This window comes from Kineococcus sp. R86509 (genome assembly GCF_042466365.1).
Lineage (GTDB): Bacteria > Actinomycetota > Actinomycetes > Actinomycetales > Kineococcaceae > Kineococcus.
In genome coordinates this window covers 1,677,345-1,692,843 of sequence record NZ_JAXHCE010000001.1, presented here as the reverse complement: position 1 = coordinate 1,692,843, position 15,499 = coordinate 1,677,345, and the positions used below count along the sequence as shown (strand labels likewise).

General features: G+C 73.2%; 14 protein-coding genes. 7 read left to right on the top strand and 7 right to left on the bottom strand.

Features of this window, described 5'->3' with window-relative positions; translation table 11 throughout:
* Positions 1 to 4 precede the first annotated feature (4 nt).
* Positions 5 to 1,150, top strand: coding sequence for a dimethylsulfone monooxygenase SfnG (gene sfnG, locus SJY07_RS08035; protein ID WP_328294766.1), 1,146 nt, complete (start codon positions 5 to 7; stop codon positions 1,148 to 1,150).
* Positions 1,151 to 1,174: 24 nt separating this feature from the next.
* Here sfnG and SJY07_RS08030 read toward each other — a convergent pair whose 3' ends face one another.
* A complete protein-coding gene (locus SJY07_RS08030) occupies positions 1,175 to 2,101 on the bottom strand; it encodes an alpha/beta fold hydrolase (protein WP_380158266.1) in 927 nt (308 codons plus the stop codon).
* Between the two features lie 40 nt (positions 2,102 to 2,141).
* On the opposite strand from SJY07_RS08030, the gene SJY07_RS08025 reads away from it, so the two are divergent.
* Both SJY07_RS08025 and idi read left to right on the top strand, forming a co-directional pair.
* Positions 2,142 to 2,954, top strand: a complete 813-nt coding sequence (locus tag SJY07_RS08025; RefSeq protein WP_380158264.1) for an N-acetylmuramoyl-L-alanine amidase — start codon at positions 2,142 to 2,144, stop codon at positions 2,952 to 2,954.
* A gap of 19 nt (positions 2,955 to 2,973) precedes the next feature.
* Positions 2,974 to 3,519 (top strand): isopentenyl-diphosphate Delta-isomerase, encoded by a 546-nt coding sequence (idi, locus tag SJY07_RS08020; RefSeq protein WP_328294768.1) that lies wholly within the window; start codon positions 2,974 to 2,976, stop codon positions 3,517 to 3,519.
* Here the strand turns inward: idi and SJY07_RS08015 are convergent.
* The 4 genes from SJY07_RS08015 to SJY07_RS08000 all read right to left on the bottom strand — a co-directional run bounded on the left by SJY07_RS08015 (position 3,476) and on the right by SJY07_RS08000 (position 9,228).
* Positions 3,476 to 6,130, bottom strand: coding sequence for an AAA family ATPase (locus SJY07_RS08015; protein WP_380158262.1), 2,655 nt, complete (start codon positions 6,128 to 6,130; stop codon positions 3,476 to 3,478). The genes idi and SJY07_RS08015 overlap by 44 nt on opposite strands.
* Positions 6,127 to 7,266, bottom strand: coding sequence for an exonuclease SbcCD subunit D (locus tag SJY07_RS08010; protein WP_380162220.1), 1,140 nt, complete (start codon positions 7,264 to 7,266; stop codon positions 6,127 to 6,129). The genes SJY07_RS08015 and SJY07_RS08010 overlap by 4 nt, the downstream gene beginning before the upstream one ends.
* A gap of 109 nt (positions 7,267 to 7,375) precedes the next feature.
* A complete protein-coding gene (locus SJY07_RS08005; RefSeq protein WP_328294771.1) occupies positions 7,376 to 7,627 on the bottom strand; it encodes an acyl-CoA carboxylase subunit epsilon in 252 nt (83 codons plus the stop codon).
* Positions 7,624 to 9,228, bottom strand: a complete 1,605-nt coding sequence (locus tag SJY07_RS08000; RefSeq protein WP_380158260.1) for an acyl-CoA carboxylase subunit beta — start codon at positions 9,226 to 9,228, stop codon at positions 7,624 to 7,626. The genes SJY07_RS08005 and SJY07_RS08000 overlap by 4 nt, the downstream gene beginning before the upstream one ends.
* A gap of 116 nt (positions 9,229 to 9,344) precedes the next feature.
* Between SJY07_RS08000 and SJY07_RS07995 the strand changes: the two genes are divergently transcribed.
* The 3 genes from SJY07_RS07995 (at position 9,345) to SJY07_RS07985 (ending at position 12,347) form a co-directional block, all read left to right on the top strand.
* Positions 9,345 to 10,559, top strand: a complete 1,215-nt coding sequence (locus SJY07_RS07995; protein WP_328294773.1) for an NADP-dependent isocitrate dehydrogenase — start codon at positions 9,345 to 9,347, stop codon at positions 10,557 to 10,559.
* 109 nt (positions 10,560 to 10,668) lie between these two features.
* Positions 10,669 to 11,661, top strand: coding sequence for a nucleoside hydrolase (locus SJY07_RS07990; RefSeq protein ID WP_380158258.1), 993 nt, complete (start codon positions 10,669 to 10,671; stop codon positions 11,659 to 11,661).
* Complete coding sequence (locus tag SJY07_RS07985) at positions 11,658 to 12,347, top strand: tyrosine-protein phosphatase (protein WP_380158255.1); 690 nt, start codon at positions 11,658 to 11,660, stop codon at positions 12,345 to 12,347. Before SJY07_RS07990 ends, SJY07_RS07985 begins: the two co-directional genes overlap by 4 nt.
* A 3-nt stretch (positions 12,348 to 12,350) precedes the next feature.
* On the opposite strand, the gene SJY07_RS07980 is transcribed toward SJY07_RS07985, so the two are convergent.
* The gene (locus SJY07_RS07980; RefSeq protein ID WP_380158253.1) at positions 12,351 to 13,403 is read right to left on the bottom strand and encodes an ABC transporter substrate-binding protein; all 1,053 of its coding nucleotides are present in this window, start codon (positions 13,401 to 13,403) and stop codon (positions 12,351 to 12,353) included.
* A 134-nt stretch (positions 13,404 to 13,537) separates the two neighbouring features.
* On the opposite strand from SJY07_RS07980, the gene corA reads away from it, so the two are divergent.
* Entirely contained in the window at positions 13,538 to 14,668 is a 1,131-nt protein-coding gene (gene corA, locus SJY07_RS07975) for a magnesium/cobalt transporter CorA (RefSeq protein WP_380158251.1), read from the top strand.
* Here corA and SJY07_RS07970 read toward each other — a convergent pair.
* Entirely contained in the window at positions 14,646 to 15,461 is an 816-nt protein-coding gene (locus SJY07_RS07970; protein ID WP_328294778.1) for a PrsW family intramembrane metalloprotease, read from the bottom strand. The two genes, corA and SJY07_RS07970, sit on opposite strands and share 23 nt — an antisense overlap.
* Positions 15,462 to 15,499 lie beyond the last annotated feature (38 nt).

Sequence of the window (15,499 nt, the reverse complement as noted above, 5' to 3'; positions counted from 1 at the left end):
CACCATGTCCGTCAACGAGCCGCTGAAGTTCGCCTACTGGGTCCCGAACGTGTCGGGCGGCCTGGTCGTCTCCACGATCGAGCAGCGCACCAGCCACGACCCGGCCTACAACGTCGCCGTCGCCCAGGCCGCCGAACGCGTCGGTTTCGAGTACGCCCTGACCCAGGTCCGCTACCTCGCCTCCTACGGGGCGGACGCGCAGCACGAGTCGACGTCGTTCTCCCTCGCCCTGCTGCTGGCGACGCAGAAGCTCAAGGTCATCGCCGCGGTGCACCCCTTCTTCTGGCACCCCGGGGTCCTCGCGAAGTTCGCAGCGACCACCCAGGAACTCACCGACAACCGCCTCGCGCTGAACGTCGTCTCCGGCTGGTTCAAGAACGAGGCGACCCAGCTCGGGGTCACCTGGCACGAGCACGACGACCGCTACCGCCAGTCCGAGGAGTTCATCGCCCTGCTGCGCGGGGTGTGGACCGAGGACGGTTACAGCCAGCAGGGTGAGTTCTTCAACGCCGAGGACATCACCTTCCGCCCGCAGCCCAAGGTGCAGCCGGAACTGTTCCAGGGCGGCAACTCGACTGCCGCGCAGGCGATGGCCGGCCGGGTCAGCGACTGGTACTTCATGAACGGCAAGTCGATCGCCGCCGCCGCCGCCGGGGTGCGCGAGGTCAGCGCCCTCGCCGCCGGCAACGGCCGCTCGGTGCGGTTCGGGCTCAACGGTTTCGCCGTCGTCCGCGACACCCGCGACGAGGCCGAGGCCGTCCTCGAGGAGATCATCGCCAAGGCCGACCGCACCAAGGTCGAAGGTTTCGGCGCCGCCGTCCAGGAGGCCGGGAACTCGACCAGGGACGGCAAGGGCATGTGGGCCGACAGCGAGTTCCGCGACCTCGTCCAGTACAACGACGGTTTCCGCACCGGTCTGGTCGGGACGCCCGACGAGGTCGCCCGCCGCATCCTGGCCTACCGCCTCGTCGGGGTGGACCTGCTGCTGCTCGGCTTCCTGCACGTCAAGGAGGAGGTCGAGGCGTTCGGCGAGCTCGTCATCCCGAAGGTGCGCGAACTCGAGGCCCGCCTCGTCGCGGGTGAGGACCTGGACCTCGGCGCGGAACTCGACGAGGCCGTCGTCGCGGCGACTACCCCGGTCCCCGCCTGACGCTGCGCCCCGGAGCCGGGCGCCTCAGAGCTGCGCCACCAGGAAGGTCGCGATGCCGTCCTCGACCTCCGCGCGCAGGTCGGGCTCGTTGTGGATCTCGTGTCGGTAGCCGGTGTAGAGCCGGGTCGTGACCGTGTGACCGGTCTCGGCCAGCCAGTTCGCGGCCTGGTACGGCCCCTCGCCGTAGTTGCCGACGGGGTCCTGGTCGCCGGCGATGACGTACACCGGCACGCGGGTCGGCACCCGCTGCGCCCACTCGCGGGAGTGCACGTCGATCCACAGCGACGTGAAGTCGTGCAGGGCCTGGACGGTCGGCGGCCTCGTGAAGTTGTTCAACGGGTCCGCCCCGTGGTCACGGACGACGTCGGGGTCCAGTGCGATCCAGTCGTTCGCCGAGCGGACCGTCGGGTAGCGCGCCGTGAAGCCCTCGAGCAATTCGCCCACGAGTTCCGGCCGCACCTCCGCGGCGCGCCCGTCCGCGACGAGCCCGCCCAGTCGGCGGTGCAGCTCGACCGTGTTCTCGCGCACCCCCGAGGTGCCGCAGTACACGACGCCGCTCAGCAGGTGGCCGTGCTCCGCGGAGAAGTCGCGGGCGATCATCGAGCCCCAGCTGTGCCCGAACATGAAGAACGGCAGTCCGGGGAACCGCTCGACGACGATGTCGTGCAACGACTTCTCGTCCTCGGTCGTCGTGGCGTAGCCCCCGGAGCCGTAGTCGCCCCAGGTGTCGCTGAGGTGCGCGGTGAGTCCGTGGCCGACGTGGTCGTCGGCGGCCACGACGAACCCGTCGTCGAGCAGTCTCAGCACCAGGTGCAGGTAGCGGCGTGAGTGCTCCCCGAACCCGTGGACGATCTGGACGATCCCCCGCGGGGACCGGACCGGCGTCCAGATCCAGCCGTGGACCGTGTCGCGTCCGTTGCGGGACTCGAAGCTCACCTCGTGCATCGCCATGGCGGGAGGCTACCCAGGCCGTCCGTGACACGCTGGGGCCGTGCGGTGCCGACCGGGACTCCTCGCGACCACCGTCGCGGTGCTGGTGAGCGCGTGTTCCGCGCCGACTGCGCCCGCGCCCGCACCCGCGCCCACCGCGAGCGCGGAGGTCCGAGTGGCGGCCCCCTCGCCGAGCACCCCTGCACCCGTCGTCGTGCTCGACCCCGGCCACAACGGTGGGAACGCCGCGAACCCCTCGGTCGTCGACGCGCTGGTGCCCGCGGGCGGCTTCGAGAAGCCCTGCAACACGACCGGGACCAGCACCGACGCCGGCTACCCCGAGCACGCCTACGCCTTCGACGTCGCCCTGCGCACCGCCCACCTGCTGCGGGCCCGGGGCGTCACCGTCGTGCTGACCCGCGACGACGACACCGGCGTCGGGCCCTGCGTCGACGCCCGTGCCGCCATCGCCACCGCCGCCGGTGCGGCGCTCACGGTCTCCATCCACGCCGACGGGGCCGCGGCGAGCGCCCGGGGGTTCCACGTCGTCGAGCCCGCGCTCGCCCCCGACGGCGGCAACGCGGCCGTGCTGGCCGCCTCCGACGTCGCGGCGCGGGACCTGCTCGCGTCCTTCGGGACGGCCACCGGCCTGCCCCGGGCCGACTACCTCGGCGACCTCGTCGAACCGGGGCTGACCCGGCGTTCCGACCTCGCCGGGCTCAACCTCGCGCGGACGCCGTCGGCGCTGCTGGAGTCGGCCAACATGCGCAACGCCGAGGAGGCCACCCTCGTCTCGGACCCGGACTTCCGGGCCACCGCCGCCCGGGGAATCGCCGACGGTGTCACGGCCTTCCTTGCTCGCAACGGGTCCTGAGACCGTTTACCGTTCGGGGGTGACCCTCGCACCGACCGCCGATCTGACCGAACTCGTGGTCCTGCTGACCGAGGACGGCACACCGTGCGGGACCGCGCTGAAGTCCCAGGTCCACCACACCTCGACGCCGCTGCACCTGGCCTTCTCGTGCTGGCTGCTCGACGACGCCGGGCGCACCCTGCTGACCCGGCGGGCAGCGACGAAGCGCACCTGGCCGGGGGTCTGGACCAACTCCTTCTGCGGTCACCCCGGTCCGGGGGAAGAGCCCGCGGACGCCGTGGTCCGCCGCTCCGTCCAGGAGCTCGGGATCGAGGTGGAGGGCGTGACGTCGCTGCTGCCGAGCTTCCGCTACCGCGCGGTCATGGCGGACGGCACCGTCGAGAACGAGGTCTGCCCCGTCTTCACCGCGCGCATCGCCACCGGGTCGGGGGACCTGGTCCCCGACCCGGACGAGGTCGACGAGTTCCGCTGGGTCCACCTCGACGAGCTCCGCGAGCAGATCGCCGCGGACCCCTCGCCGTTCAGCCCGTGGATGCTGTGGCAGTGGGAGCAGTTCCCCCGCTGACCTCCGGGTCCAGGCGGATGACGGTCGCCCCCGCGATGGACGTGTGCACCCCCGGGCCGGGGGTGAGCAGCAGGACCTGGGTCGAGGGTGCGACCCGTTCGAAGACCACCCCGAGCCGTTGCAGCCGCAGCGGATCGGAGTGGCCGAGGGCGTCGTCGAGGACGACGGGAACCCCGTCGGCGGGGTCGACGAGCGTCGCGCACGCCAACCGGGTCAGCACGGCGAGCTGTTCGCGCGCACCCGTCGACAACTGCTCGTAGGGGACGGTGCGGCCCTCCAGCGTGCGGTCGAGGATGCGCAGTTCGTCGTCGAGGCCGATGCGGAAGCTCTCGCCGTAGACGGTGCGGCCGAGTTCCTCCAGCCGGTCGGCGAACGGTGACACGTAGCGGCGCCGCAACACCCCGCGGTGACGTTCCAGGGTGTCGCGCAGCAACCGGGCCGCGGCCGCCCGCCGGGTGAGGCTCTCGAGTTCCCCCTCGAGGCGGGCGACGCGGGACTCCGCCTCGTCCCAGACCTCCTGGCGGGCCTCACCGCCCATGACAGAGAGCCGGGCCTCCAGCCGCAGCAGGTCGCTGGTGAGCACGTCGCGCCGTCCCACCAGGTCGGTGAGCCTGGACTGGACCTGCTGCGCCCGCCGCAGGGTCGCGTCGGCGTCGCGGGCCGCGAGGTCGGCCTCGAGGTCCGCGACCTCCGCCGCCGTGGTGTCCGCGGCGGTGTCCGCGGCGGTCAGGGCCCGGGCCAGCGCGTCGTCGTCCTGCTCGGCGCGGGACTGCTCGAGCCGGAGCGCGGCCCCCTCGACCTCGGTGCGGGCGACCTCGAGAGCGGCCGTGCGGGTGGCGAGCTCACCGGCCAGGGCGTCGGCGTGCCGGGCGGCCGCGGCCGCCGTCGTGGCGGCCTCTCGGGCCGCGCGGCGGCTGCGCAGCGACGTCTCCCGGGTCTCGGCCTCCAGCGTCCGGGCCGCAGCCAGGTCGGGGACCTCACCGTCGCCGGTCACCAGGACGGCTGCGAGCCGGTCGACCTCGGCGCGCAGCTCGTCCGCACCGGCCTCCGCGCTCAGCTGGGTCAGGTGCGCGCGGGCCAGGTCGAGGGCGCTCTGCGCGCTGCGGCGCTCCTCGTGGGCGGCCCGGGCGGCGGCGACGTCCTCGACGCCGACGTCGTCCAGCCGCGCCGCGAGGTCCCGCTCGGCGCGTTCCAGGTCCTCGGCCAGGGGACCGGCGTCCGCACCGGGCAGCACCCGGACGGCGGCGAAACCCGCGACGTCGATCTCCAGCGGCCGCGTCGCGGAGAGCTCGGCCACGGTGCCGGCCGGGACGGGGACGCCGTCCACGAGGACCTCGACGGCGGTGGCCTCGACGACGACCCGGGCGGCGACGGCCTCGGCGCGGGCGCGCAACCCGCCGGCCGTGTCGGCGGCGACCTCGAGAGCGCGCACCGCGGCGGCGTCGACCCGGTGCCGGGCGAGCGCCTCCGTGGCCGCCCGGACCTCCTCCGCGGCGGTGGTGACGGCGGCGAGCCGCCGGCGCACCTGCCGCAGCGTCGCGCCGTCCTGACTGCGACGCAGCGTGTCCTGGGCCCTGTCGGCGGCGTCCTGGGCGTCGTCGGCGGCCTGCGCGGCCTCGGTGGCGGTGCTCGCGGCGGTGGTCGCGACCGCCCGGGCGCGCTCGGCCTCCTGGGTCAGGGTGGCGAGGCGGGTGGTCTCCTGCTCGACCGCGAGCGCCCGGGCGTGCACGTCCGCGACCGCACGCGAGCGACGCTCCTGCGCGCCGGCGACCTCGGCCCGGGCGCGAGCGGTGTGCTCGGCGCGGGTGCGGGCCCCGAGGAGCTTCGAGCGCCGGTCGCCGAGGTCGGCGACGAGCTGCACCAGCGACTCCGCCTCCGCGGTCGTGGCCTCCACCTCGGTCTGGAGCGTCCGGCGGGCGGCGCTGAGTTCGGCGTGCTCGCGCGAGTCCTCGGCGACGAGGTCGAGGGCCTCCCGGGCGTGCGTGGCCGTGACGCGCGCCTCGGCGAGTTCGTCCGCGCACGTGCGGTGCCGGGAGGTCGGACGCCCCGTGCTCGTCCAGAACTCCGCGTAGCGCTCGCCGACGGCGTCGAGCAGGGTCTGCGCCCCGTCCCCGTCGTGGTCCTCGCCGGAACCGGCGGCCGCGTCGAGGGCGGCGGCGAGCGCGGAACTGCCGCTGAGGCTCGCGTCGAGGGAGGCGCCCTGCAGCATCCGCAGCGCGTCCCAGAGCCGCGTGTCCAGGGTCTCGGTGAGGATGTCGCGGACGCGGCGGTGCGCGTCGTCCCCCGTCAGCTGCTCCAGCCGCGGGCGGTGGACGGTGAGCGTGGTCGCGGGCCGGCTGTGCCACTGCTTGCGCAGCGTGAAGCGGTAGGGGCCGGTGCTGATCTCGGCCTCGACGGCGCTCGGGGCGTCGCGGTGCACGGGTTTCACCGCGAGGACGGACGCCTTTTTCGAGGAGTGCTTCTCGGTGAGCAGCATGTCGAGCGCCTCGAGCATCGAGGACTTCCCGACCTCGTTCGCGCCCTCGAGGACGACGATCCCGGTGTCGGGCAGGGTCAGCTCGCGGTGCCCGACCCCGCGGAAGTCGTCGAGCACCAGGCGGTGGAGCCTCACGCGCGGGTCCCTCCGCCGGCCAGGCGGAACACCAGCGACAGCGCGTCGCGCGCGGCCTCCGCGTCCGGGCCGTCGCCCTGGGCGAGCGCGGAGAGCTCCGCGACCGCCGCGTCGGCGAACCCGCCGATGCCGAGGTCGGCGAGCTCGTCGGCGTCGGCGCGCACGACGAGGTCGCTGTGGCGCTCCCAGTGCTGCACCCCGGCCAGCAGGTCACCCTGCACGGCCAGCAGGTCGTCCAGCGTCGCCTTCGCCCCCACGGTGAGCGTGCCCGTGAGGCTGAGGGTGACGACGGTGCGGTCCTTGGCGGGCAACGCCTCCAGCTGCCGGCGCAGGGCCTCGACGTCGCTCGCGGAGTCCAGTTCGGCGCGGACGTGGGGGAACGCCCAGCGCCCCACCCGGACGGGTTCGACCTTCGGCGGGGAGGCGTCGCCGACCTCGACGACGAGGACGTTGCCCGGGTCGGTCTCCAGCCGGTCGGTGACCTCCTGGGTGCCCGCGTACCAGACCGCCCCGGACCGTCCGACCTGCGTCGTGGAGTGCCGGTCGCCCAGGGCGACGTAGTGGATGCGCCCGTCGGCGATCGCCTCCTCGAGGGGGGCCAGCGCGATGCGCGCCGGGTCGTCGCGGTCGGGGGAGAGCTCGTCGACCGCGCCGTGCCCGACGACGATGCGCAGGGTGCCGTCGTCGACGAGGCCCTCGGTGGCCTGCGCGAGCAGGTCCCCGGTCGGGTGCTTGGAGGTCCACGGGGCCGCGACGAGCTCGACGCCCGGGCGGACCTCGAGCGGGCCGGCGGTGTCGAGGACGTGCACGCCGGGGGTGTCGCGGACGGCGGGGGAGGCGAGCAGCGAGCTCGCGTCGAGCGGGTCGTGGTTGCCGGGGAGGAGGTAGACGGGGACCCCGACGTCGCTGAACGCGCGCAGGGCCTCCAGCGTGCGGGACAGGACCCGCGGCCCGACGGCGTTGGACTCCAGGACGTCACCGCAGACGACGACGAACTCGGCCCCGTGCTCGCGGGCCACCTCGGCGATGCGGTGCAGGGCGTCGATGCGGGCGGCGGTGTAGCGGGGCTGGGCGTCGGCGTCGAGGAAGTGCCGGGTCATGCCCAGCTGCCAGTCCGCGGTGTGCACGAAGCGCACCTCACGCACCGCGCCCACCCTGACCGCGCTGTCGGAGTTCCCGTTCGACGCCATGGGCACGACGGTAGGTCAGGGCTCCGACACGACCCCGCAGACGCGCCGCCACCCCTCAGCGGGGGAGGGCGCTGGCCCGCCAGCTGCCCCGGCCGGGTACCGGCGGCAGGCCGAGCACGTGACGCGGGTCGGCCCAGCGCGAGCGCGGCGCCGGGACCGGGGGAAACCCCTCCGGTGCGGACGGCTGCGACAACCGCGACGTCAGGACGACGGTCAGCGCCGCGAGTTCCTCCGGCTCTGGGTGGCCGCGCTCGATGCGCAGCGCGGTCAGCAGTTCCCGGACGGCCTGCGGGTCGTTGTCGGTCACAGCGGGATGTTCCCGTGCTTCTTGGCCGGCAGCGTCGCGCGCTTCGTGGCCAGCGCCCGCAGGGCCCGGATCACCTGGACCCGCGTCTCGCTCGGTGCGATCACCCCGTCGACGTAACCGCGTTCGGCGGCGACGTAGGGGTTGGCCAGCTGCAGCTCGTAGTCGTCGACGAGTTCGCGGCGCTTCGCCTCGACGTCCCCACCGGTCTCCGCGGTCTCCTTCAAGGTGCTGCGGTGCAGGATGTTCACCGCCCCCTGGGCGCCCATGACGGCGATCTGCGCGCTCGGCCAGGCCAGGCACACGTCGGCACCCATCTCCTTGCTGCCCATGACGATGTACGCGCCGCCGTAGGCCTTGCGGGTGATGACCGTGACCAGCGGGACCGTCGCCTCGGCGTAGGCGTAGAGGAGTTTCGCACCGCGGCGGATGATGCCGTTCCACTCCTGGTCGGTGCCGGGCAGGAAGCCCGGGACGTCGACGAAGGTGAGGACGGGGACGTTGAACGCGTCGCACAACCGGACGAACCGGGCGGCCTTCTCGGAGGCGTCGATGTCCAGGGTCCCCGCGAGCTGGGAGGGCTGGTTCGCGACGATGCCCACGGGACGGCCCTCGACCCGGCCGAAACCGGTGAGGACGTTGGGGGCGAAGAGTTCGTGGACCTGGAGGAACTCGCCGTCGTCGAGGACGGCGGCCAGCACCGCCGTCATGTCGTAGGGCTGGTTGGGGGAGTTCGGGACGATCTCGTCCAGGAACAGGTCCTCCTCGTCGACGTGCAGGCCGCGGACGTGCTCGGCCGGCAGCAGCGGCGCCTCTGAGAGGTTGTTCGAGGGCAGGAAGGACAGGAGCTCGCGCACGTAGGCGATCGCGTCGTCCTCGGACTCCGCCAGGTGGTGCGCGACGCCGGAACGGGTCGCGTGGGTGCGCCCGCCGCCGAGCTCCTCGAAGCCGACGTCCTCGCCGGTGACCGTGCGGATCACGTCCGGGCCGGTCACGAACATGTGCGAGGTCTCCTCGACCATCACGGTGATGTCGGTGAGGGCGGGGGAGTAGACGGCGCCGCCGGCCGAGGGGCCGAGGATGAGCGAGATCTGCGGGACGACGCCCGAGGCGTGCACGTTGCGGCGGAAGATCCGGGCGTACTGCACGAGGGAGGCGACCCCCTCCTGGATGCGCGCGCCGCCGCCGTCGTTGATGCCGATGACGGGGCAGCCCGTCGTCGCGGCGAAGTCCTGCAGCTCCGCGATCTTGGCGCCGTGCTCCTCGCCCAGCGACCCGCCGAAGGCCGTGAAGTCCTGGGCGTAGACGCAGACGGGACGACCGTCGACCGTCGCGTAGCCGGTCACGACCCCGTCGCCGTCGACGTGCTTGGCCGCCATCCCGAAGGCCGTCGAGCGGCTGCGGACGAAGCCGCCGCGCTCGACGAAGGAGTCCTCGTCCACCAGCGCCGCGATGCGCTCGCGGGCGGTCTTCTTGCCCCGCGGGTGTTGCTTCGCGGCGGCACGTTCGTCGGCGGCGTGCACGGCCGCGTCGGTCCGGTCGTGCAGCGCCGCGACCTGACCCGCCGTCGTCCGCAGGTCGTGGGGGGTCTCGAGACTGCTCACGGGGCGGCAGCGTACGGGACCGCGGGGGTGCCGTGGCAGGGACGCGGGCGGGGACCGGTAGCTTGACGTCGAGAAAGAGCTCCATGCAGCCGGGTGAAGTCGGAGGGGACAGCACAGTGGCCAAGATCAAGGTTCAGGGACCGGTCGTCGAGCTCGACGGCGACGAGATGACCCGGATCATCTGGCAGTTCATCAAGGACCGCCTGATCCACCCGTACCTCGACGTCGACCTGGAGTACTACGACCTCGGCGTCGAGCACCGCGACGCGACCGACGACCAGGTGACGATCGACGCGGCCCACGCCATCCAGAAGGCGGGCGTCGGCGTGAAGTGCGCGACGATCACGCCGGACGAGGCGCGCGTGGAGGAGTTCGGCCTCAAGAAGATGTGGCGGTCCCCGAACGGGACGATCCGCAACATCCTCGGCGGGGTCATCTTCCGCGAGCCGATCATCATCTCCAACATCCCGCGCCTGGTGCCGGGCTGGACGAAGCCGATCATCATCGGCCGTCACGCCTACGGCGACCAGTACCGCGCCACCGACTTCACGTTCCCGAGCGCGGGCACCCTCACGGTGACCTTCACGCCCACGGACGGCTCGGAGCCCATCGAGCACGAGGTCTTCCAGGCCCCCGGGGCCGGCGTCTCGCTCTCGATGTACAACCTCGACGCCTCGATCGTCGACTTCGCCCGCGCGTCCCTGAACTACGGGCTCTCGCGCAACTACCCGGTGTACCTGTCGACGAAGAACACGATCCTCAAGGCCTACGACGGCCGGTTCAAGGACATCTTCGAAGAGGTCTTCCAGAACGAGTTCAAGGACAAGTTCGCCGAGGCCGGCATCACCTACGAGCACCGCCTCATCGACGACATGGTCGCCGCGTCCCTGAAGTGGGAGGGCGGCTACGTCTGGGCCTGCAAGAACTACGACGGCGACGTCCAGTCCGACACCGTCGCACAGGGTTTCGGCTCGCTCGGGCTCATGACGTCGGTCCTCTCGACCCCGGACGGCTCCGTCGTCGAGGCCGAAGCGGCGCACGGCACCGTGACCCGTCACTACCGCCAGCACCAGCAGGGCAAGCCGACGTCGACGAACCCGATCGCGTCGATCTACGCCTGGACCCGGGGCCTCGCCCACCGCGGTCTGCTGGACTCGACCCCCGAGCTCATCGGGTTCTCCGAGACCCTCGAGGACGTCGTCATCAAGACCGTCGAGAGCGGCAAGATGACCAAGGACCTCGCGGCCCTCGTCGGCCCCGAGCAGGCCTGGCAGACGACCGAGGAGTTCCTCGGCAGCCTGGACGAGAACCTCGCGTCCCGCCTCGCCTGAGTCCCGCCTCGCCTGAGTCCCGCCTCTCAACTTCTGGGGAGCTTTCCACCTTTCCGCACCGCGGGAAGGGTGGGAATCTCCCCAGAAGTCGTTCTGGGAGACTCGACCGGTGACTGAGACCCCCGAACGTCGCCAGGTGATCGTCGACACCGACACCGGCCTCGACGACGCCCTGGCCCTGCTGCACCTCGCGGGGTCACCGCGGGCCGACATCGCCGCGGTCACGACCGTCTACGGCAACTGCCACGTCGAGGACTCGCTGCGCAACGCCGCCCACGTCCTGCGGCTGGCGGGCCTGGCGGACGTCCCGCTCTCCCGGGGCGCCGCGGGACCGTTGCGGGGCGAGGCGCACATCGCCGGCTACGTCCACGGCGACGACGGCCTCGGCGACCTGGGGTTCGAGCGTCCCGACCCGCGGACCACGCAACGCACTGCGGCGCAGCAGATCGTGGCGCTCGCCGACGAGGCGCCCGGCCGCTACGACGTCCTCGCCCTCGGGCCGCTGACCAACCTCGCCCTCGCCCTGCGCGAGGACCCCGACCTGCTGTTCAAGGTCCGCAGCGTCACGATCATGGGCGGTTCCGGTCCGTACCAGCCGCTCGGCCGCTCGCTGATGATCGACGCGAACATCCAGAACGACGGCGACGCCGCGCACGTCCTGTTCAGCGCCGCCCGTCCCGCCGACGACACCGTCACGATGGTCGGCGTCGACGTCACCGGCACGGTCGTCCTCGACGAGGCGATGACCTCGTCGCTGCGGCACGCCGGTACCGCGTGGGGCACCTTCGCGGCCGACATCCTCGACGCCTACTACCGCTTCTACGTCCACGAGTGGGGCCGTCGCGTCGCCCCCGTCCACGACCCGCTCGCCGCCGCGGTCCTGATCCACCCCGAGCTCGTCACCCGTCGGGTGAGCGCCCCCGCGGCCGTCACCAGCAACGGCTTCGCGACCCGGGCCCGACTGCTCGAACTCCCGGACGGCACGCCGCCGGCCCTGCCCCGCGAGATCGCCCTCGCGCCGGCCACGGCGGTCACCGACGTGGACCGCGACGCCTTCCTGGCCGAGTTCGTCACCGGGCTGGCGCACGGGGTCGCCCGGTGAGCGAGCAGGTCGCGAACCTGCGCGACGTCGCCCACGCCGACGCGCGGCTGCGCCCGGACGTGCTGTGGCGCAGCGCCCAGCCCCTGGCGGGGGACGGTCCGCCGCGCGAGGTGACGAGCTGGCCGCCGGCGACCGTGCTCGACCTGCGCTCGGCCGCGGAGATCCCCGCCGGCCCGCACCCGCTGCCCGGGGCGGGGGTGCACCACGTCGCGCTGCTCGACCACGCGGGGGACCCGGGCGCCAACGCGCAGCGCCGTCGTCCCCTGGTCGAGGTCTACCGCTCGATGCTGGAACCCGGGACCGGGCTGCTGCGGGCCGTGGCGCTCGTCGCCGCCGAGCCCGCTCCGGTGCTCGTGCACTGCGCCGCGGGCAAGGACCGCACCGGACTGGTGGTCGCGCTGGTGCTGCGGTTGCTCGACGTGCCCCGCGAGGCCGTGCTGGCCGACTTCGCCCTGACCACCCAGGCGATGCCCGAGGTGATGCGCCGGCTGCTGGCGAGCTCGCCGCTGCCCGCGGGGGCCGACCTCTCGACGCTGCCGGCGGAGTACTTCACGGCCCCCGTGGAGGCGCTGGCGGCGGTCCTCGACGTGTGGGACGCGCACGCGGGCGGCACCGCGGGCTGGGCCCTGGCCCACGGCGCGGCCGGCGACCTGCTCGACCGGCTGCGGGAACGGCTGCTGGCCTGAGGGTCACGCCGGGAGCGTGGCCTCGAGCTCGTCCAGCACCAGCCGCGCGGCCGTGGGGCCGGTGTTGAGGTAGAACGCGTCGTCGTCGACCTCGACGGCCCTCCCGGCGGTCACGACGGGCAGCGGGTCCCACAACGGCAGCGAGGTCAGTTCCGTCGCGTCGCCGCCCTGCACGCCGAAGAACAACCAGTCCGCGTCGGCGAGGGGCAACTGCTCGGGACTGAGGTCGCGGGACGTGTCGTCGGTGAAGCTCTGCGTCGGCGGCCGGCCCAGGCCCGCGTCCTCGGCCACCGAACCGCTGAACGAGGCGACGCCGAACACCCGGGTCCGGTCACCGTTCCTGCGCAGGAAGGAGACGGTGGGGACGGGGGAGAGGCGGGCCCCGAGACCGGCGGCCCGGTCCTGGTGGTCGGTGAGCCAGCGCTGCGCCTGCTGCCGCCGGCCGAGGGCGTCGGCGAGCAGCTGGAAGTCCTGCTTCCAGTACAGCCCCGTGCCCCGGGTGACGACCGTCGGGGCGATCGCCGACAGCGTGCCCAGGAGCTGCTCGGCGTCCTTGGCCGCGGAGTTCACGAGGATCAGGTCCGGGGCGAGGACCGCCAGCGCCTCCAGGCTCGGTTCGGTGCGGACGCCCAGGTCCGCGACCTGCTCGAGCACGGCCCGGTCCTCCGGGAACGCGTCGAAGAGGTAGTCCGGGACCCGGTCCGCACCGTCGCCCGCGGTGGAGCCGGCGGGGACGACCCCGAGGGTCAGCGCCGCGTCCACCTGCCCGGTCGAGAGGACGGCGACCCGGGTGGGGGCGGTCGCGATGACCGTCGAACCCAGGGCGTGGACGACGGTGCGCGGGAACACCCCGTCGTCCTCGCCGCTGCCCCAGCCGTCGGGCAGGGCGCGGGGCGTCACCCAGGTCCCCGTCACCCCGGAGGCGGTGGACGCGGGGGCGGGGGCGGGGGCGCCGGCGGTCGACTCGCCGGTGCTGCAGCCCGCGAGCGCCCACAGTCCGGCGACCCCGCCGCCGGCACCCAGCAGGGTTCGACGGCTGAGGGAGGGGAGCGTCATGACCTGGAGGTTAGCCTCACCACAGTTGGACCTCGGTCAGGGCCCGGGACCGTGGGGAGCCCGGGGGCGGCACACTGGCTGCTGCTGCACCACACGTCCCGGTCGCGAGGCCGGGGGAACGCCGGAGGTCCGCCATGGCCAAGCGCCGACTGTCGTTGCCGTCGATGGGACGTCGTGGGATGGCCCCTCCCTCACGCAACCTCTCCCTCGACGGGGCGATCCCCGCGAAGGCCGAGACCCGGGGCAGCAGCCTCGTCGACAGCGGCGTCTACCTCCACGGCGAGCGGGTGGCCTCGCCGCGCGACCTCGCCGGCACCCTGACCTCGTTGCGCGAGGAGGAGGGTCGCATCGCCTGGATGGGGCTCTACCGCCCCGCCGAGGAGGAGCTGAACACCCTCGCCGCGGAGTTCGACCTGCACGAACTCGCCGTCGAGGACGCCGTCCTGGCCCACCAGCGGCCCAAGCTGGAGCGCTACGGCGCGACGTTGTTCGTCGTGCTGCGGGCCGCCCGCTACCTCGACGAGCGCGAGGAGGTGGAGTTCGGCGAGCTGCACCTCTTCATCGGCCGCGACTTCCTCATCACCGTGCGCCACAGCGAGTCCCCGAGCCTCTCCGACGTGCGCCGCCGCATGGAGGCCGACCCGGAACTGCTGGGCCGGGGGACCGAGGCGATCCTCTACGCGATCCTCGACGCCGTCGTCGACGGGTACGGGCCGGTTCTGCACGGCCTGGAGAACGACATCGACGAGATCGAGACCCAGGTCTTCACGGGCGACCCGACGGTGTCCCGGCGCATCTACGAGCTCTCCCAGGAGGTCTCGGACTTCCAGCGCGCGGTCACCCCGTTGCCGGCGATCCTGGCCGGGCTCAGCGGCGGGTTCCAGAAGTACCGCGTCGACGAGGAGCTGCAGCGCTACCTGCGCGACGTGGCCGACCACGTGACCGTCGCCGTGGAACGGCTGGAGAACTACCGCAGCCAGTTGCGCGACATCCTCACCGTGAACGCGACCCTCGTCGGACAGCGCCAGAACGAGGAGATGCGCTCGCTCACCGAGGCCAGCTACGCCCAGAGCGAGGAGGTCAAGAAGATCTCGTCCTGGGCGGCGATCCTGTTCGCGCCCAGTCTCGTCGGCGGCGTCTACGGCATGAACTTCACGCACATGCCGGAGCTGAACTGGGTCCTCGGCTACCCCTTGGCGCTGCTGCTGATGCTGGCGCTCAGCGTCACCCTCTACACGATCTTCAAGCGGCGCGGCTGGCTGTGAGGCGGTCCCGCGGGGCCCGGTCGACGTGGGCCCGGTGGGTGAGGACCAACAGCACGGTGACGCTCACCACCACGACGACGACGTGGACGGACAGGGCGCTGGAGTCGTCCCAGACGGTGTGCAGGACGACGGCCGCGAGGTAGGCCCCGACGAACTTCACGAGGGCCCGGCCCCGGTGCGCCGCCGTCGGCACGCGCCACAGCATCGCGACCGTGAGCCCGGTCCAGGCCACGTGCCCGGCGGGGGAGAGCAGGGCCCGCAGCAGCAGGGTGTCCTCGACGGCGGCGAGGTTCCCGGCCCGCAGCAGTTCCTGGAACCCGTACCCCATGGTCTCCAGCGCGGCGAAGCCCATCCCGGAGGCCACGCCCACCACGATCCCGCCGCGGGGGTCGCGCGGCCGGGTCACCAGCAGCACGAGGAGGGGGACGACGAGCTTCGCGGCCTCCTCGATGAAGCCCACCAGGAGCATCGCCCCCGCGCCGAGCTCGCGCTCCGCCCGGTACTCCAGGACCCCGGCTGCCACCGTGCCCACGATGCCGCCGGCGATCGCGGTCGCCGCGACGACCCCGCCGCGGACGGGGATCCGCCGGCCCCCGCTCTCGGCGAAGACGAGCACCGTCATGGGGACGGTGATCGCGCCGACGAGCAGCAGCGACGGGAAGTAGTTCAGGTTCTGCGTGCGGACCATGACGTCGAGCAGGACGACGTAGGCCACGACCCCGCCCACGAGGACCCCGAGCCAGGCCGCGCGGCGCACTCGGGAGGACGGCGGGGAGGTGGTGGTTCCGCTCACGGACCCACGGTGGCGCAGGTCGCCCGGAACCGCCTCCC